We start from the raw sequence: 17,860 nt of genomic DNA, 5'->3' as shown, positions 1-17,860 counted from the left end.
CAGTGCATGGTTTCTGAGTATGAGCCGCCACCGCATTCGCCATTGCCGTAAGTCGCAGTGTTGTATTCCATGTCTTCGGCTTCGCGTGTTTCACCATTCACGTAAACAGAATCCAGAGTGACATCCCGGCCGGAAGCATCGTTGGTGTATTCCACTTGTAAGTCGCCACCAGCGCTACCGTAATAGGTGTAATCTTGCATACCGGTGCTGAGGGTCCAGTCGGCGACAACATTGCCATTAACAAGTAAGTTGACATGCTCGCTGCCACTGGCACCTTGGGCGCGCACCACAATGTTGGTGCTGCTTGGGTTCGAATTGCCGCCGGTATTCCCGTTACCACCATTATTGTTGCCGCCGGAAGAGCTGCCAAGGGTAATGTTGGAGCTGCCGCTACTTTGATAGCCTTCGGTCGCCATGACCATATAATCATGACTGCCAAGGTTAAGCCCGTGACTTGCCCAGGCGTCAAAGTGATTGCCGGTAGAAATCGTTCCGCCGGTACGTTTTTGTTGGCGAACGCTCCAATACTGATAAAAAGTGGCAGTGCCTTCAATCGAGGGTTGGTTAACCCGTTGCGTGCGATATATATCGTAAGTACCACCGTCGGTATTCACCGTGCCGTAGTAGGTGCCGCTTTCACCGGGGCGGTAAGAACCCCAATTGTCGACAATGTAATACTCGACCAATGGGCTGCGGGTCCAACCGTAAAGCGTAAGGTAACCATTGCCGGAAGGATTGAACGTGCCCGAGTAGGAAACCGTGCGGCGCCCGCCGGGATTCCAACCTTTACCGCCTACCCAGTTGCCGGTATTGCTCCACTGCGAGGTGTAGTTGCCGCCGTTCCCTAAAGTCATGGAAACCGTACCCGGCGCATCGGTCCAGAATGAGTAGTAATAACCGTTATGAGTACCGGTTTGGTTTGAGGTAAGAGTTTGTGCGTTTGCCTGTGTGCATAGGCAAATCGCCGCGGAAAATGTGGCGACGATGCCAAGGCTCTTCTTTGCGTGCTTTGTTGCTGCTTTCATTATTGTCATGGTTATTCTCCATTTTTTTTAACCTCAACCAATACTGCCGATAGAGGGAAAGGCTTTGAGGTACTGCCCAGGTCGAGCAATATTTTGAGTGCAACCCCTGTCGCTGTTATCGGTTTTGTTGCGCCAGGTAGCATGGAGACTACGAATCAAAATTTATATTGTCAATAGGACTATATGCTTTTGGTCAAAATAACCATATGACAGCGGTGTCAATGCAATTTTTGACGTCGGCGTTTTGATAAGTGAAAAATTTTTCCAAGCAAACGCATGACTTATGTAGAAAATATCGGTTTAGACATATGCCTTGCTGGGTGTATCTATAGATTTTTTTGCGGTAAAAGTGTCGGTAGCGCGATCGACACTTTTTACGATTTTAGTAATAGATGGGCGCTGATTGAGAGAACACATATTCGCTAAGTGCTGCGCAGATTACGGTGAGAAAACTCAGTGTAATTATTATCCCGTCTATCATTCGGGATGGCTGTTTATGTTGCACAATCAGCAGGGCGCTAAGTGCCAGAGTAAAGCTAACCACATTGACGTCGGCATAGAGGGTACAAAACAATAATAGCCCGGTAATAAGTGCCGATAATCTTTGGGTTGAATGCGTAAACAGTTGCGATTGGCGCCATAACTGGGAGAGCGCCGGCAAGAACATAAGAAAGCTCATACTGGCGGCTACTAGCCCCAGCTTTAAACTGCCACTCATTATAGTGGTTAGGCTTATTGCACCGGCAACAGCTCCAATTCCTACGGCGGAGGCTTTAAAGTGTTGCCTGGCTTGGCATTGTTGCCAAAACAATGTCGCAATCCCCGTTGCCGTAATAAGCCAGAGCATGCCATGGCTGGCCCAATTCGCCTTGTAGGTAAGCGCGGGCCAGGCAGCCCATAGCAGTCCTGCGCTTATAGTCAGTGTAATGGCAGTGGGCCGATAGCCGTTGGGGAAGGTGGGTGATGCCAGAAGGAGTAATGTCGTGCACCACAAAACGTCGAGGGCGTTTCTTGGTGGCAAGTTGGGTCCGCTCATTATCCAGGCGCTGATTGCCAGCCAAGCGACCATTACGACCGCTTCATTGGCTTGTCGTGAATAATATTTGAGCTTGTTTAATGTGCTCAAAACCACCGAAAGTAATAGCGGGGTAAGCGCCGCTTGCAAAATGACGTAGATAGGCATGAGGCTCTCCTGATAGGCGGGGCGGAGCAGGGCGCCTGCTCCTGTGCAGATTATTGTTTAACGGCTTCCAGGTTTATCGTGAGGGTAACTTCGTCACCGATACCACCTTGCATAAAGTTCATATCAAAGTCTGACCGCTTGATGGTGGTGCTCGCTTTATACCCGATGCGGTATAAACCCCAAGGGTCCTCGCCCTCTTTACCTTTGGATATAGCTAAGGTGACGGGGTGACTCTTACCCAGTAGCTGAAGTTGTCCTTCAAACTGTGTGGGAGAGCGATCTTGGTTCAATTGAGTCTGGCCACTAAAGGTAATGGTAGGAAACTGTTTTGCGTCAAAGAAGTCTGGGCTGCGCAAATGATCATCGCGCTTGTTGTGATTGGTATCTAAACTGGCGGCGTCAATGACAATCTCGACGTCTGCGCTGCCGTTCGCATCGACCTTGACCTGACCTTCGAGCTGGTTGAAGCGCCCGACGACGTCGCTATAGCCCATATGACTTACCGCAAAGCCGACGTGCGTATGGCTGGCATCGAGTACATAGGAGCCGGTTAGGGGAACTTCGGCAGCCTGCAGGGCGATTGAAGATAGCGTGATGAGTGAGGTGAGCACTAAACGGGTTGTTGACATGATGTTCTCCCAATTTTATCGAGGTTAAGATTTTGGCGCACCGGATTAAGCCTTTTGGCTTCGCCGTACGCTTAAACTCATTAAAGCAATGACCGTACGAGTACACAATTACCTGTATTTTTTATTGAGTGTTTAAATTAAGTTAACAATTGGGGGTGAGGGTCAAGCTCTAAGCGGTAAGCCAAGGCGCTCGCAAAGCGCTGTTTTTTACTGCCGTCGCATTTTTATCGGTATTCGTATGTGATATATTTTTTATATATGCCTTTTGGGGCGTAGTTGTGATTAACGTAGTGGCCATTGTTTGTTCGCAATGGGCTCAAACCAATAACGATAATAAACGGGTGAATAACATGAACGTAAAAGTGTTTTTGCTAAGTCTTTGTCTGGTGTCGGGAGCGGCTTTCGCGGCCAATGAACCCAACCCCAACTTTGTTTATTTCACCGGAGGCCAAACCCCCGGCAATTGGGAGTGGGTACTGCAAGACCCCGACAATTGGTGGAAACCAATCCCCGACTCCGGAGGCGAGAGTGGCTCGGGTAAGTTGGTAGTGGTCGAGGCGGGTGATACGACTTTTCCCGGTGCCCTGCGATTTTCTTGGACCAAGTCGGAACATGGCGTCAATGCAACCATAAGCGGCACAACGCTGGATCTTTCTGCGCTTGCCGATAAGGCTGAATTGATGCTGGCGCTGAAGGTAAACTCCAGTGTTCCCAAAACGGTCAACCTCAAAATAGCTTGTGGCGAAAATTGTGAGGCACAGGTCAATATTGCGGATAATTTAAAACAAGCTGAGCCGAACACCTGGTTTGCTTTGCCGTTGGCGCTCGATTGCTTTACCGCCAACGGGCTGGACGCTGGCAAAATTAATTGGCCGGTCAGTATCGGCACCAGCGGGGCACTGGATTTAGACATCGCTGAAATTAGCTTGTCTGCTATGGCTGAGGGTGACGAGGGATGCGTACCCAACCCTTAATCGTTAGAGGCTCGCATTGCACAATGGCTATCTTTGCTCGTCTGGAGCAAAGATAGCTGTGCCTATGGTCCAACATATGTCACTCAGACACCAATTGGCGCGCAATTGAAAACCTTTCTACATTTAATGAGTGCCCTACATCCGCCCAGATAAGCATTGCAACGATAGCTTGTTAACGCGTTGGTTGTCGGGTCGACAGGTGGCGAGGGGCTTCGCATCATGATACAAAGGCTGGTCTTGTTGCCATTAAGTGTATCCATTTGGTCTAGCGGGCTGTTGAAAAGCCCCGGGGGGGCGTGGCCTGAAGCGCACATCTGTTGCGCCTTGCCTCTAGCAAAGGGAACCACCCTGTCCGTCGAGACAAGACACAACATCTGCACGTTTCAGGCTACGCTGAGCATGCATGTGGTTTTTCAACAGCCTGCTAGGAAGACGTTTATGTTACATGTTCATATAAATACCGCCGCTTTAATAGTGACGCTGGAGCCTGAGGGCTCTTTAAGTCAGGCAGACTTTGAAGCCGCAGCGCGTATTGTGGATCCCGTGATTGATCAGTTCGGTGAAATTAAAGGTGTTCTGGTTAAAACACAGTCTTTTCCCGGTTGGAACTCCTTTGCGGCACTTGTTGCCCATTTAAAATTTGTTAGGCAGCATCATAAGGACATTGCCCAGGTGGCCCTGGTCACTGATTCGAAAATTGCTGGCCTTGTTGAAAGTGTTGCTCAGCATTTTGTTAGCGCTGAAGTGAAACACTTTGGCTTTGCGAAGCTTGATGAAGCGAACCATTGGTTGGGATTGCCAACGGCCTAGTAAGTTTATGCTGGCCCCGTTATTTCATTCAGGAGCGACTGTATGTTGCGAGTATTGATAAAAATAAAAATGTTTAGTTTGGTGTTGGTAATGTTGTTGGTTGGCTCTGCCGCCTGGGCAACAGATGATTTTGCAAAGCTACGTATGATGGGACGATTCGAGGTGACTCCGTCTCAAAAGGCTTCGTTTACCTGGCCCGGATCTACCATTGAATTCAATTTCTACGGTACCGAGGCGAGCATTGAAATGTCATCCGAGCAGCGCGTCCGGTTTCAGCTTACTCTCGATGGACTCAGTAGAGATTTATGGTTAGAGCCAGGTACTCGCCTTATACAGCTCGCTCAAGGCCTGCCACTGACCGAGCACACCGTACGTCTGACTCGTTTGGCAGAATCGTTTTCAGGGGTTACGGCTTTGCAAGGGTTACCCGAGGTTGATGGGCGTTTGCTGGCACCTCCGCCTGCATCGGGTCGCCGCTTGTTGGTCATTGGTGATTCTATTACCGCCGGTTATGGCGTTGAGGGCGAGAGCAAAGACTGCAGCTACTCCCAGGATACCAGCAACCCCACCCAAGCTTACGCCGGGTTGGCAGCAGCAGAGCTTGCCGCTGACATTCACACCATTGCCTGGTCAGGTATTGGCGTTTGGCGCTCCTATGGTGAAGAGGTGCCCAGTGCGCCTACAATTGGCGAGCGCCGCCGCCTGACGCTCGCGGATAATTTTTCAACGATTTGGCCGGTCGCAAAGTACCAGCCCGACGCGGTTGTCGTGACGATAGGTACGAATGATTTTTGGCAGGGTTCGGCGCCCGGTTACCAGGCAGGCATGCAAGCGCTGGTGGATGCATTGCAAAAAGATTATGTCGGCGCTCCGATATATTTGGTGGCAAGCCCGATGTTAAGTGGTGAAGTGCGAACCGATCAAATCAGCCAGTTGCAAGCTCTGGCCGATGAGCAAATTCAGGTGCTGGATCTGGGGCGTATTGAGGCTGATGATGGCTTTGGTTGTGACTGGCACCCTAATGTGGTGACTAATCAGCGTATGGCAAATAACCTGGTGGCCAAGCTTAAGCAGGACCTGCAATGGTAAGCATTTTTTAAAAAATCAGTCTTTAGGAGTTAAAGTGGATAAGCAGTTACAAACAGAAATTGAAGCGGCTGCGTTTCGCCGATTGCTCGCACATTTAGATGAGCGTAAGGATGTGCAAAACATCGATTTGATGGATCTGGCAGGATTTTGTCGCAACTGTTTGGGTAAGTGGTATCAGCAGGCGGCCAACGAACGTGGCCTAGACCTCGACAAAGACCAGGCACGGGAAATTATTTATCAAATGCCTTACCGTGACTGGAAGGACAAATACCAGACGCCGCGTGATTAGTGTCAGGAGTATTGTGGTGGTTGCCCTGTTAACCACCACAATGTCTGCAAGTGCTGCTGCGCCCATAACTCTCGATGGGTTCAGTGATGCCGTTCATCATTGGTACAACCGAACCGGTCAAGCTGATGCGCCACTCCACAAACCTGTGGATGTGAAGGCCATTGCCGATAATATTGTTTTGTACCAACGCAACAATGGCGGCTGGCCGGAGAATAAGCATCCACAACGCCTATTAAGTGACGTTGAAAAAGCCCGAATTGTTGCTAATAAACCAAACAACGATGCCAGTTTCGATAACCGCAATATTTATCCGCAAATCACCTATTTGGCCCACGCCTACCAGATAACCGGCGACGAGCGCTATCGGCGCGCTGCCATTGCGGGGCTAACATTCACGTTAGATATTCAGTACGCCAACGGCGGTTGGCCGCACTCGCCCGGGCGCGAGGATCGATCCTATGCCGAGCACATTACCTTTGCCGATGAGGTCATGCCGGGCGTACTCGGGTTTCTCAGGCAGGTCGCAAGTGCTGCGCCACCTTTTGAATTTGTGCCCAAAGATTTGCGCGAGCGTGCACGAGGTGCAGTCAATAGAGGCGATCAGCTGATCCTCGACTTACAAATTGTTATCGATGGAAAACCAACCATTTGGGCGGGGCAGTATGACAAAAACACACTGGTTCCGGTTGCTGCGCGCTCGTATGAGTTGCCGGCCTTGCAAACCTGGGAGAGTGTTGCGGTCGTGGATTACCTTATGTCCAAAAGCCAGCCGTCAGCTAGAGTGATATCGGCCGTTGATGCTGCCGTTGACTGGTTTGTTGATCATCGTATTGAGGGGCTTAGGGTTGAGGAGGTGGCGATTAACCCGGTTCGGTTTGAGTATCACACTGCAACCTTCGACCGTAAATTGGTGCAAGACAGCACAGCTCTGGGCCTGTGGGCCAGATTTTACGATATAAAAACCCGCCAGCCATTTTTCACCAATCGGGATGGCTCGCGGGTAGAGTCGCTTGCCGAGGTCCACTTAGAGAGGCGCAGCGGTTACCATTGGTACGGTACTTGGCCTGAAGGGCTATTGAGCGAAGACTATCCGCGCTGGCGGGCTAGCCACAACGCTCGTTCCAGTTACGCAGGCGAACTAACAGAGCCAAAATAGGGAATACCGTGACCCGCTGCGCTGACTTGCGTAGCGCAGACTGCGAGCTAAATTTTGTTCTTGCAAAGAGTTGGGAAAACCTTTCGACCGCGGTTAGTCTCGTTGAGAAGATGCGGCTTGTAGGCGTAAGTTATCCTCTATTGCTAACAAAATAGTAAGGAAAGCCGCGAGGGCATACAGCCCCAATGCCGTTGCCAGAAAAGGCACGGCAAGTACCACTCCACCTATCATTGAAGAGAAAAGAGCACTCATACCTGCCAGCAATCCTATGGCGACAAAGATCAGTGCGAGTAATACTAGAAAGCGGGAAAAGCGCAATACGCCACTAAATTTTTGTGTTGTAACATGTCGAAAAGGTAGCAGAGGCATAAATAATCCATCCTTCCTTAATTATTGGGTGTATAAAAAAGGGGGAGCCAGGCTCCCCAAACAGACAACATCGTTGCGTAACTGACTAGAAATACCGCTGTGGTAATAGGCAATCAGAAACCGACAGAGGTATTAATCAATACTTTTTACCTGAACACTTTGATATTCATCGAGTCCGGCGGGGTCAACAGTGGGCCAGCCATCTTGCCACTCGATGGGGAGAATCTTTAACTTTTGCAGCCCGTTATCGGCCGATTCATAGGCGTGAAAAACCAAATAGTCGGCGCCATCAAAGGTGTAGGCGCTGTTGTGGCCGATACCCGGCCATTGCTTGTTACCTTTTAAAATGACGCTGCCGCCGCCTTGCGCCAGGTCTCTACCGTCTTTGTCCAAATAGGGGCCCGTTACCGATTCACTGCGGCCTACGCCAATATGATAAGTGCTGTCAGCGCCGCGGCAGCATTTACCGAGCGAAATAAACTGATAATAGAAATCGCCGTGTTTGAACAGGAAGGGTGCTTCGAGCTCGGTCGGACCGGCCTCACCCGGAGGGACATCGGCAGGACGGTAACCAAAGGCGATGCCGTGCCATTGTTGGGGTTGCGCAGGCGCCGTCCAGTCTTCATTAAGCTTGAACAGCTTGTGACCACTCCAGAAAGAGCCAAATGCCATCCAGCCATCGCCGTTTTCATCGCGAATAACGGCGGGGTCAATCGCATTCCAGTTATCTCGCCCCGGGACCGATTGGATCACAATACCTTGATCCTGCCAGCCGTAATTGTCGGCGCTCGGGTCTAGTGTTTCAGTGACGGTGACGCCAATCGCTGAGGTGTTTTTGCCAAAGGCTGAGACGGAATAATACAGGTGAAATTTGCCATCCTTTTCCACCACATCGGGTGCCCACAGGTGCCCGCGAAAGCCCGGTGCGACGGATTTTGCCCAGGTGGGTTCAGTGGCGAAGGCTCGCCCCTGAAGCTCCCAGTTGATGCGATCTTTGGAGCGATAAATGGTAATGCCGGGGCCTGTACTAAACAGATAGTAAACGCCGTCTTCTTCGGCCATAACCGGGTCGTGAATGCTGACTTGTTTGCCAATGCGGTCAAACTCTGGTTGGGCCTCACTGCATGCGGAGGTCAGCGCTGCTATCGCGCCAATCGCAATAGTAAATGCCATTCCGCGTAAAACTGATAGAGATTCGTGTTTTTTCATCTGGCCCTCAGTTGTTATTGTTAACGCTTCTTAACGTTGATTGGTTCACCCTGAGGATAAATGATCCATAGGGCGCTTGTACCAATTATTGTATTATAATAATATTCAAATGCAAGGTGTAAAGGTTGAACCCAATAATAGACCTAACAAGGGGATACATGACTGTGAACAGAATACTCACATTACTCGCTGTAATCGCGGCGAGCTTTTGCATTGTGACTACCGCGTCGGCTGGCGAATCAGGCGCCGTCGACTACGATAATCCAATTGTCGAGTTGCGCGCAGATCCCTGGATTCACCGTCACACGGACGGCTATTACTACTTTATTGGCACTGTTCCTGAATTCAATCGACTGGTGTTGCGCCGGGCCAGAACCATAAATGGCCTATCTGACGCCGAAGAAGTCACCATCTGGCAGCCAACTAAACAGAGCAGCATCGGTATTAATATCTGGGCGCCAGAGTTGCATTATTTTGATGATCAGTGGGTGATCTATTTTGCCGGTGCACCGGTGGATGAGCCATGGATGATTCGCATGCATGCCATCACCTCAACAGCGGCTAATCCGTTGGCCGGCACGTGGAGCAAACCCGTTCGTATGCATACCCCCTGGGACGACTTTTCCCTGGATGCAACAAGTTTTGCCCATGATGGCAAACGCTATTTGGTGTGGGCGCAAAAAGACCCTGCAAAGAAATACAACTCTGCGCTGTATATGGCTGAGCTGGAGAGCCCGGTTAAAATCAAAGAGCCTGTCATTATGCTGACAGAGCCAACGCTAGACTGGGAAATCATTACCTACAAGGTCAATGAAGGTGCGGCTGTGTTTAAAAAGAACGGTCGTATTTTTATGACCTATTCAGCCAGTGCGACCGATCACAACTACGCTATGGGGATGTTGTGGGCAGATGCCGATGCCGATCTAATGAAACAAGAATCTTGGCATAAACTGCCCGAGCCCGTGTTCTATACCAACGAAGCGGTTAAACGTTTCGGTCCCGGCCACAACAGCTTTACGGTTGCGGAAGATGGTGAAACAGACCTATTGATTTATCACTCACGCGATTACAAAGAGTTGCAGGGCACACCGCTTACCGACCCCAATCGCGATGCACGGGCTCGGGTGTTACATTGGGATGAGCAGGGTTTTCCCGTGTTCGGCCAAGAGCTTGGCGACTAAATTCACTCAACTGAAGATGAAATATGTTTGATATTAAATCAGCTCCTTTTGGCATTTTGCCAGATGGGCGGGAAGCGCAGCTGTTTACCTTGACCAATCCAGCTGGAATGCGTGTCTGTATTAGCAACTACGGTGGCATTATCACCGAGTGCTGGGTCCCAGATAACAAAGGTCAGCTTGCGGATGTCGTGTTGGGGTTTGATAACCTTGATGATTATGTCAAAGACTCGCCTTACTTTGGTGCTCTGATCGGGCGGGTTGGCAACCGATTAAACTCAGGTCAGTTTACGCTTAGGGGCGAGACCTACTCGCTGGCTAAAAATGAAAATGACATCAGTCATTTACACGGCGGTGTTGTGGGATTCGATAAGGTGGTGTGGCAGACCGAAACTCGGGTCACCAACGATGCTGCCGAACTGCATCTGCGCTACATTAGTGCCGATGGCGAAGAAGGCTATCCCGGTGAGCTTACCGTAGATGTTGTGTATCGGCTCAGCGCTGATAACGCATTGGTTACCGAGTACAAAGCGACAACCACCGCCCCTACGCCGGTCAACTTAACTCAGCACAGCTACTTTAACCTGGCGGGTTCGGGCAGTGTGGAAAATCACACGCTATGTATTCATGCCGAACACTTTACCCCGGTGAATGACGAGCTCATTCCTACCGGAGAGATTGAGCCGGTGGCCGGTTCTGCCTTTGATTTCACTGCAGCCAAAGCGATTGGCTGCGATGTCGCTAGTGATCATCCGCAACTCAATATTGCCGGTGGTTATGATCACAACTTCGTACTTAAAAAAACACACAAGTCAGATTTTGTTTTGGCCGCGGAAGCGATTGAGCCTGCGTCTGGGCGAATATTGAAAGTGTATACCACTGAGCCCGGCGTTCAGTTTTACTCCGGTAATTTTCTCGATGGCAGTATTCGTGGCAAGGGCTTGACCTATCACAAGCACGCTGGTTTTTGTTTAGAGCCTCAACACTTCCCCGATGCGCCAAATCAGAAAGACTTTGATGATATTACATTGCAGCCTGGTGAGACCTATACGTCAACCATGAGCTTTCAGTTTTCAGCGTTATAGTCCAACCGCTGAAGCTCAAGCGATCGCCACAACAGCCGTATTGAGTGCAGTGACTTACTGCTCGATTGTTAAGCGAACGCTCTCGATAATAACAAAGGAGAGTCTATGAAATTTCGATTGCTTGCAATACTTGCTCTGGCTGGGTGCGGAGCAGATCAAACGTACACCTTGTCCAGTCCCAACGGTGAGGTGCAGCTAAGCTTGCAGGAAAGCACCAATGGCGGTGTTGAGTATTCTTTGACCCACCGTGACAATGTTGTACTTGAGCCCTCGGCCCTTGGTTTGACATTAAGCGACGCTGAGTTTAACACCGGCCTTAGTGTACAGAGCGTTGGCAACGTTGAGTATGTGTCCGAGCCGTACACCATGTCTCATGGCAAACAGCGTGATATTACGTATCAGGCCAACGAGCAAGTGTTTAAGGTTGAGAATGCTCAAGGTGACGTGTTGACACTCGCCTTTCGGGTTTCTGATAATGGTTTGTCTTTCCAGTACCAAATTCCAAACGCCGGTCAAAATAGTCGGCATGTTGTTGAAGAGCACACCAGTTTTGATTTTACCCCGGACAGTAAAGCTTGGTTACAACCCGTTGCTGTCGCTCAAACCGGCTTTGCTAATACTAACCCGTCTTACGAAGAACACTACCAGATGGACATTCCGGTCGGTACGGCCAGCCCTACCGAAGCGGGCTGGGTGTTTCCTTCGCTATTTTATACCGGCCACGATTGGGTATTAATTGGCGAGGCGGGAATGCAGGGCGATTTCCATGCATCGCGTCTGGCTCAGAACTCACCCGAGGGCGAGTATCAAATTGGTAAGCCTATGGCACCCGAAGTGATCACCGGTGGTGAACTGATGGCTAACTCTGATGAAGCGCTTACGTCGCCCTGGAGAATTATTGCCGTGGGTGATTTGGCCACTGTGACAGAGTCAACATTGGGCACTGATTTGGCTGCACCAGCCGTAGGTGATATGCCTTGGGCGAAACCCGGGTTGGCAGCCTGGAGTTGGGCGCTATTAAAGGATGACTCGGTTAACTTCGATACCACCATGGAGTTTATTGATTACGCCGCCGACATGGGTTGGCCTTATGTTCTGATTGATGCGAACTGGGATCGGAATATCGGCTGGGAAAAACTGGCGGAGCTCGTGGATTACGCTGAGGAAAAAAATGTCGGCGTGCTCGTTTGGTATAACTCATCGGGTGAATGGAATACCACGGAAATGACTCCCAAAAGTCAACTGGTGGATCGGACTAAACGTCTCGAGCACTTTGCCCGATTACACGAGGTTGGCGTGAAGGGGGTAAAAATCGATTTCTTCCCGGGTGATGGCCAGTCGGTTATGCAGTACTACAACGATCTGCTAAGCGATGCGGCAGATTATGAGCTGTTGCTGAATTATCACGGTTCATCATTGCCACGGGGGCTGCATCGTACTTACCCCAACATGATGACCATGGAATCTGTTCACGGCTTTGAAATGATTACGTTTATGCAGGCCAGTGCGGATAAAGCCGCCAGCCATATGGCCATGCTGCCTTTTACCCGTAATGTGTTTGACCCTATGGATTTTACTCCCACCACATTCGATGAAATCCCCAATATCGAGCGAAAGACCTCCAACGGCTTCGAGTTGGCGCTGCCGGTTTTGTTCACCAGCGGTATCCAGCATATTGCCGAAACTCCAGCGGGTATGGCAAAGGTGCCGGATTTCGTTAAAGAGTATATGCGTGATATCCCAACGCTTTGGGACGAAACACGATTAGTGACCGGCAGCCCTGGTGAGTATGCAGTCGTTGCCCGTCGTCGCGGCAGTGACTGGTTTGTGGCCGGTATTAACGGTACCGATGCTGAAGTAACGCTGAATATGGATTTGACATTTATTGCCAGTGAAGGACAGATGATTACAGATGGCGATGATGACCGATCCTTTAGTCGTCGTGATGTTAGCGCAGCGAAGGCTTTCAAGTTGACAGTGCGCCCACGCGGTGGGTTCGTAATTAATTTCTAAAGTGGAAGGTGTGAGGTTGTGATGATTAAGTGGAAAAAATTTACCAGTATTTGTGCGCTGGCGGCAGTTGCCGGCTGTGCGCAAACTGACAATGTGGCAAACTCTGCGCAAGAGCAAACCCTGCCCGAAGGCTATTTTGCCAATCCACTGTTTGCCAATGGCGCTGACCCTTGGTTGGAATACTGGGATGGTAACTACTACCTCACTACGACTACCTGGACGTCGCAGCTGGTCATGCGCAAATCGCCAACTCTGGCAGGTTTATCCGAAGCATCACCGATTAATGTCTGGTCTGATACGGACCCGGCGCGCAGCTGGAATTTTTGGGCATTTGAATTTCACCGTTTAAACGGCCCTAATGGCTGGCGCTGGTATTTAATGTATACCGCCGGTGTCCACGGCACCTTAGATCATCAGCATCTGTCGGTACTGGAAAGTGCGGGTGATGACCCCATGGGCCCTTACGAGTACAAGGGGCACTTTATGCCCAACGAATGGAACATCGACGGTACTTACTTAGAGCACGATGGCAAATTGTATTTGCTCTATTCGCAGTGGCACGGGCCAGAGCAGTTAAATCTGATTACCGAAATGGAAACCCCCTGGACGCTGAAAGCGGGCTCTCCTAAAGTTGTTATCACTCGCCCTGAGTTAGATTGGGAGATCAGTGGTCGTGAGGTTACAGAGGGCGCTGAGATTCTCAAGCATAAGGGGCGCACCTTTTTGATTTATTCTGCCAGTTATTGTGACACCCCCGATTACAAGTTAGGGATGAAAGAGTTAATTGGCAGTGATCCGCTCAACCCAGATCACTGGAAGCAGTATGAAGAGCCTGTTTTTCAGCGTGGTAATGGCGTCTTTGGCCCGGGCCATAATGGTTTCTTTGTCTCTCCCGATGGCACGCAGGACTGGATCGTGTATCACGGCAACTCGAAAGAAGAGTATGGCTGCGGCTCAACCCGCTCGGTCCGTGCACAGCAGTTCACCTGGACCGACGAGGGTCTGCCTAACTTTGGCGACCCAATACCGGAAGGTGAGCCGGTTAAAATGCCCTCGGGTGAAAACGGCCCTATTAAGGTGTCTGTGCAGGGGGTTCAGCAACAGTTAGTCAATCGTGCCGGTAAATGTTTGGTCGGGAACGGTGGCGACCTTGCGTTAGCCGCCTGTGCTGGCAGCAAGGCCAACTGGGTGCTGGACTCAACCGCCGATGGGGCATATCGCTTGGCCCACGTCGACAGTGGTACCTTTATCGACCAGAACGAGCAAGCTACCCCCTGGGTGAATACCGACACGCAGCGCTGGACGGTTGCTACCGATGTTAACGGTTGGCTCACCCTGACTAACCGCGATACCGGCGCGACACTGGGCGGTAATGATGCTCAATGGCGACTAGCACCGACGGGTGATGTTGCTGTTATGAGCGTTCAAAGTGGCAAAGCGCTCGTTGCTGATGGCGGCAACGTTGCACAGGATGGCTGGCAAGGCAGTGACTTACAGAAATGGCAGTTCAGCTCGACCAGCGAAGCCTTCTACAGCGTGAAATTGGCGGATCAATGTATGACCCTGGCCGGCAATCCAATAGTGCCGGGTGCCAATGCGGTGCTGGGAAGTTGCGATGGCGCCGAAGCTGAGTGGGCGGTTGTACCTCTGGGTGACGGTTCCGTGCAGTTACGCAACCGCCACAGTGGTCTATCTTTAAATGCTGATAGTTGCGCTTTAGCCAACGGTGCGAACTTGTCACAGTCGCCATGGTTTGATAATGACTGCCAAAAATTCCAGCTTCGGGAAGTGAATTAAGTAATGTAAACGCCCACTGCAATCTAGTGGGCTTTTTTGTATTATAGAATGATAATAAATCAGGAGACCGTCATGAAATTAAAAAGCCTCATTGCCGCCGGTGTGCTGCTGGCAAGCAGCCCGCTAATGGCCAAAGATCATCAAGTGGACATCGAGTTTAACGTCAGTAATGCAGGCCCGGTTATTGATAAAGATATTTACGGACAATTTGCCGAACATCTGGGGCGTGGAATTTACGAAGGTGTATGGGTCGGGGAAGACTCTGATATTCCCAATACCCGAGGTTTTCGCAACGATGTATTAAATGCCCTAAAAGAAATTAAAGTGCCTTTGGTGCGCTGGCCCGGAGGCTGTTTTGCCGATGAGTACCACTGGCGCGAAGGTATTGGTCCGCGTAATGAGCGCCCAGTAAAAGTAAACACCCACTGGGGCGGCGTAGAAGAGCCCAATACGTTTGGTACTCATGAGTTCTTCGAGTTTGTCGAGTTGCTGGGCGCGGATGCCTACGTCAACGGTAATCTGGGTAGCGGTAGCGTTCGGGAAATGGCCGAATGGGTCGAGTATATGACCGGTGAAAAGGGCTCTACTCTGGCCAATGAGCGCCGTGCCAATGGCCGTGAAGAACCTTTCGAAATTGCTTACTTTGGTATTGGTAACGAGGCTTGGGGCTGTGGCGGGCATATGCGCCCTGAGTACTACTCTGACTTGTACAAGCAGTATGCAACCTTCTTAAAAACACCACATGGCAAAAAGCCTAAGTTTGTCGCCAGCGGCGGTCACAGTGAAGATACGACCTGGACCGATGTGCTGAGTGCCAACATCGAGCAAAATATCGATGGTATCAGTTACCACTATTATACCCTGCCGAGCGGAGACTGGGACGCCAAAGGACGCGCCATTAACTTTACCGAAGACGAATGGCTCGCGACTATGAACCGTACTTACAAAATAGACGGTTACATCCGCGACAATGTCGCTGTACTGGAAAAGAATGACCCGGACGGTGATGTCAAACTCTACGTCGATGAGTGGGGCACCTGGTACGACCCGGAGCCTGAGCGCGACCCCGGCTTTTTGTATCAACAGAACACTTTGCGTGATGCGGTTGTCGCGGCGGTAAATTTCAACATCTTTCACAAATACGCTGAGCGCGTAACCATGACCAATATTGCGCAGATGGTGAACGTACTGCAGGCGATGATCCTTACCGATAAAGAGAAAATGGTACTGACACCGACTTACCATACCTATGGTATGTACAAAGTGTTCCAGGATGCCACATCCATTCCTTTCGAGATCGAAACTGGAAACTATGGCAGTGGTGATAAATCGGTTCCTGCGGTTACCGCATCCGTTGCCCGTGGCACGGATGGTAAGCTGTACTTGGCCTTGGTCAATCTCGACCCTAAAAACGGTGCCAGTATTGATTTGGACGTCGATGGCGCCAAGTTGACTAAGGCCGTAGGTCATATATTGACAGCGAACGAGTTGGACGCTCGCAACACTTTTGCAGCGCCAGAGCAGCTTCAGCCTGCAGCATTTGAAGCCTCGCTAAAAGACTTCGATATACCGGCTAAATCTGTGGTTGTCGTAGAGCTTAAATAATTCGGTTGTCTAAACCCTCTTGGCCCGCGCAGTGAAATGCGCGGGCTTTTTTGTGTCTGCCTGGCAGGCTGTTGAAAAACCCCTTATGTACTCAGACTTTCAGGCTGGTTCGTAATCTAGACGCCACTTTGACGGTGTGTGCCCACCCATCGAAAAGTGGTAACGACGAGTACGGGCCAGCCTGTAAGTCCCGCAGGGCGAGGCCTGAAGCGCACATCTGCCGCACCTTGCCTCTAGCAAAGGGAACCACCCTGTCCGTCGAGACAAGGCACGACATCTGCACGCTTCGGGCCTCGCTGAGCATGCAAGGGGTTTTTCAATAGCCTGCTAGTGTTAACTGGTTAAAATTTGTGCTATATCTGGATGAATGTAGGGCCAGCAAGTAAGCTCTTTTTCATGTTCTACCCAAGGATCAGGAGGCAAGGCATGCTGTTCGTCACCAATCGCACCCCCGTGCAGTCGGCGCGTTCGCGCACTAATCGCAACATCAGTTTTGACTATCAAAATACCGCCGTATCGCAGTACCTGTATTTTTGCGAACGCAATGGCAAAGATGATTACACCGAAATTAAAAGCAAAGCTTTTTTTCAGCGCTTAAAAGCGTTGCCGGAAAAGGTTCAGCTACTTCTATATGTGCATGGCTTTAATAACAACATGGAGCCCGATGTGTTTAGTAACGCACAAACCTTGCAGCAGCTTATGGATGCACAATCGCCGGGCTTGGTGCAGGTCGTTCCCTTAATTTGGCCGTGCGATGACGACTCTTCTGCCGCTTTTGCCGATGACTACTGGGATGATCAAGACGCCGCTGATGCCAGCGGATTAGCCTTTGCCCGAATGCTCGGTAAGTTTGACGACTGGCGCCGGGATAAAGCTCAGCAGGAAGACCCTTGCCTGCGCCGAATGAATATGTTGGCCCATTCAATGGGTTCACGCGTGTTGAAAAATGCCCTGCGCGAATGGGCGGAAAAGCATTCCGCCGGCAATATGCCACAGTTGTTTCGCAACGTATTTTTGGTGGCGCCAGACCTTGCCAATGAAATTCTCGAGGGCGATAACGACGGCCGTTACATCATCGATTCCACCCGCAATACTGTTGTCTATTTTGCCAATGATGACTACGCCATGCCGGCATCAAAAATAGCCAACGTGCGCAACAAGGTGTTATCGCGTCGCCTAGGTATGACCGGTCCGGAAGACCTAGCAAAACTGCCAAATCGAGTGTACGAGGTTGATTGCGATGATTTCAATAATCGCTTTGATCGCAAAGGCCACTCCTATTTTTTAACCGATAGTGCAGGGGTGCCAAGTCCGGTTGTGCGACATATGAGCGATGCGATTGATGGTGGGAGAGTGCAGCCAGACGAGCGGAGCATTCTGCTGCCGAGTCCTCCTTAGTATTGCCAGCATATTTTATATTTGCCCCCTGTGTTAGCCTTTGGCGTTAAC

The 17,860-nt window shown here is 50.6% G+C and carries 15 protein-coding genes and 1 pseudogene; 11 read left to right on the top strand and 5 right to left on the bottom strand.

What is annotated here, in order from left to right; genetic code table 11:
- Nucleotides 1-83 precede the first annotated feature (83 nt).
- From QWI17_RS23760 to QWI17_RS15555, 3 genes and pseudogenes are all read right to left on the bottom strand, one after another.
- Nucleotides 84-1,025, bottom strand: a pseudogene (locus tag QWI17_RS23760) (glycoside hydrolase family 11 protein); the annotation flags it as partial.
- 382 nt (nt 1,026-1,407) lie between these two features.
- Nucleotides 1,408-2,208 (bottom strand): hypothetical protein, encoded by an 801-nt coding sequence (locus QWI17_RS15560; RefSeq protein ID WP_302723439.1) that lies wholly within the window; start codon nt 2,206-2,208, stop codon nt 1,408-1,410.
- 50 nt (nt 2,209-2,258) lie between these two features.
- A complete protein-coding gene (locus QWI17_RS15555; RefSeq protein WP_302723438.1) occupies nt 2,259-2,837 on the bottom strand; it encodes a YceI family protein in 579 nt (192 codons plus the stop codon).
- Between the two features lie 350 nt (nt 2,838-3,187).
- Between QWI17_RS15555 and QWI17_RS15550 the strand changes: the two genes are divergently transcribed.
- The 5 genes from QWI17_RS15550 to pelA all read left to right on the top strand — a co-directional run bounded on the left by QWI17_RS15550 (nt 3,188) and on the right by pelA (nt 7,155).
- Nucleotides 3,188-3,811 (top strand): putative glycoside hydrolase, encoded by a 624-nt coding sequence (locus QWI17_RS15550; RefSeq protein WP_302723437.1) that lies wholly within the window; start codon nt 3,188-3,190, stop codon nt 3,809-3,811.
- A 438-nt stretch (nt 3,812-4,249) separates the two neighbouring features.
- Nucleotides 4,250-4,621, top strand: coding sequence for a SpoIIAA family protein (locus QWI17_RS15545; protein WP_302723436.1), 372 nt, complete (start codon nt 4,250-4,252; stop codon nt 4,619-4,621).
- A 42-nt stretch (nt 4,622-4,663) separates the two neighbouring features.
- The gene (locus tag QWI17_RS15540) at nt 4,664-5,710 is read left to right on the top strand and encodes an SGNH/GDSL hydrolase family protein (protein WP_302723435.1); all 1,047 of its coding nucleotides are present in this window, start codon (nt 4,664-4,666) and stop codon (nt 5,708-5,710) included.
- A gap of 34 nt (nt 5,711-5,744) precedes the next feature.
- Nucleotides 5,745-5,999, top strand: coding sequence for a DUF1244 domain-containing protein (locus QWI17_RS15535; RefSeq protein ID WP_302723434.1), 255 nt, complete (start codon nt 5,745-5,747; stop codon nt 5,997-5,999).
- A gap of 13 nt (nt 6,000-6,012) precedes the next feature.
- A complete protein-coding gene (gene pelA / locus QWI17_RS15530) occupies nt 6,013-7,155 on the top strand; it encodes a pectate lyase (protein WP_302723433.1) in 1,143 nt (380 codons plus the stop codon).
- Nucleotides 7,156-7,248: 93 nt separating this feature from the next.
- Here the strand turns inward: pelA and QWI17_RS15525 are convergent, their stop codons facing one another.
- The gene (locus QWI17_RS15525; RefSeq protein WP_302723432.1) at nt 7,249-7,524 is read right to left on the bottom strand and encodes a hypothetical protein; all 276 of its coding nucleotides are present in this window, start codon (nt 7,522-7,524) and stop codon (nt 7,249-7,251) included.
- Nucleotides 7,525-7,656: 132 nt separating this feature from the next.
- A complete protein-coding gene (locus tag QWI17_RS15520) occupies nt 7,657-8,733 on the bottom strand; it encodes an arabinan endo-1,5-alpha-L-arabinosidase (RefSeq protein WP_302723431.1) in 1,077 nt (358 codons plus the stop codon).
- A 164-nt stretch (nt 8,734-8,897) separates the two neighbouring features.
- Here QWI17_RS15520 and QWI17_RS15515 point away from each other — a divergent pair, with 164 nt between their 5' ends.
- From QWI17_RS15515 to QWI17_RS15490, 6 genes are all read left to right on the top strand, one after another.
- Nucleotides 8,898-9,914: a glycoside hydrolase family 43 protein gene (locus QWI17_RS15515; RefSeq protein WP_302723430.1), complete on the top strand. Its 1,017-nt coding sequence runs from the start codon at nt 8,898-8,900 to the stop codon at nt 9,912-9,914.
- Between the two features lie 23 nt (nt 9,915-9,937).
- On the top strand, nt 9,938-10,996 hold the full coding sequence (locus QWI17_RS15510; protein ID WP_302723429.1) for an aldose epimerase family protein: 1,059 nt from the start codon (nt 9,938-9,940) through the stop codon (nt 10,994-10,996).
- Nucleotides 10,997-11,101: 105 nt separating this feature from the next.
- Entirely contained in the window at nt 11,102-13,009 is a 1,908-nt protein-coding gene (locus tag QWI17_RS15505; RefSeq protein WP_302723428.1) for a glycoside hydrolase family 97 protein, read from the top strand.
- A 21-nt stretch (nt 13,010-13,030) separates the two neighbouring features.
- Complete coding sequence (locus QWI17_RS15500; protein ID WP_302723620.1) at nt 13,031-14,806, top strand: family 43 glycosylhydrolase; 1,776 nt, start codon at nt 13,031-13,033, stop codon at nt 14,804-14,806.
- 72 nt (nt 14,807-14,878) lie between these two features.
- The gene (locus tag QWI17_RS15495) at nt 14,879-16,411 is read left to right on the top strand and encodes an alpha-N-arabinofuranosidase (protein ID WP_370659585.1); all 1,533 of its coding nucleotides are present in this window, start codon (nt 14,879-14,881) and stop codon (nt 16,409-16,411) included.
- 426 nt (nt 16,412-16,837) lie between these two features.
- A complete protein-coding gene (locus tag QWI17_RS15490) occupies nt 16,838-17,809 on the top strand; it encodes an alpha/beta hydrolase (RefSeq protein WP_302723427.1) in 972 nt (323 codons plus the stop codon).
- The last annotated feature ends 51 nt before the right edge of the window (nt 17,810-17,860 follow it).

The organism is Gilvimarinus gilvus, from assembly GCF_030518155.1.
Classification (GTDB): domain Bacteria; phylum Pseudomonadota; class Gammaproteobacteria; order Pseudomonadales; family Cellvibrionaceae; genus Gilvimarinus; species Gilvimarinus gilvus.
The sequence above is the reverse complement of the archived record's forward strand: the minus strand, read 5'-3'. Positions and strand labels throughout refer to the sequence as shown.

Excerpts from the sequence above, each read along its gene's own strand:
- QWI17_RS15560 (WP_302723439.1), bottom strand. The coding sequence starts at position 2,208 with ATGCCTATCTACGTCATTTTGCAAGCGGCGCTTACCCCGCTATTACTT.
- QWI17_RS15555 (WP_302723438.1), bottom strand. The coding sequence starts at position 2,837 with ATGTCAACAACCCGTTTAGTGCTCACCTCACTCATCACGCTATCTTCA.
- QWI17_RS15550 (WP_302723437.1), top strand. The coding sequence starts at position 3,188 with ATGAACGTAAAAGTGTTTTTGCTAAGTCTTTGTCTGGTGTCGGGAGCG.
- QWI17_RS15545 (WP_302723436.1), top strand. The coding sequence starts at position 4,250 with ATGTTACATGTTCATATAAATACCGCCGCTTTAATAGTGACGCTGGAG.
- QWI17_RS15540 (WP_302723435.1), top strand. The coding sequence starts at position 4,664 with ATGTTGCGAGTATTGATAAAAATAAAAATGTTTAGTTTGGTGTTGGTA.
- QWI17_RS15525 (WP_302723432.1), bottom strand. The coding sequence starts at position 7,524 with ATGCCTCTGCTACCTTTTCGACATGTTACAACACAAAAATTTAGTGGC.
- QWI17_RS15520 (WP_302723431.1), bottom strand. The coding sequence starts at position 8,733 with ATGAAAAAACACGAATCTCTATCAGTTTTACGCGGAATGGCATTTACT.
- QWI17_RS15510 (WP_302723429.1), top strand. The coding sequence starts at position 9,938 with ATGTTTGATATTAAATCAGCTCCTTTTGGCATTTTGCCAGATGGGCGG.
- QWI17_RS15505 (WP_302723428.1), top strand. The coding sequence starts at position 11,102 with ATGAAATTTCGATTGCTTGCAATACTTGCTCTGGCTGGGTGCGGAGCA.
- QWI17_RS15500 (WP_302723620.1), top strand. The coding sequence starts at position 13,031 with ATGATTAAGTGGAAAAAATTTACCAGTATTTGTGCGCTGGCGGCAGTT.
- QWI17_RS15495 (WP_370659585.1), top strand. The coding sequence starts at position 14,879 with ATGAAATTAAAAAGCCTCATTGCCGCCGGTGTGCTGCTGGCAAGCAGC.
- QWI17_RS15490 (WP_302723427.1), top strand. The coding sequence starts at position 16,838 with ATGCTGTTCGTCACCAATCGCACCCCCGTGCAGTCGGCGCGTTCGCGC.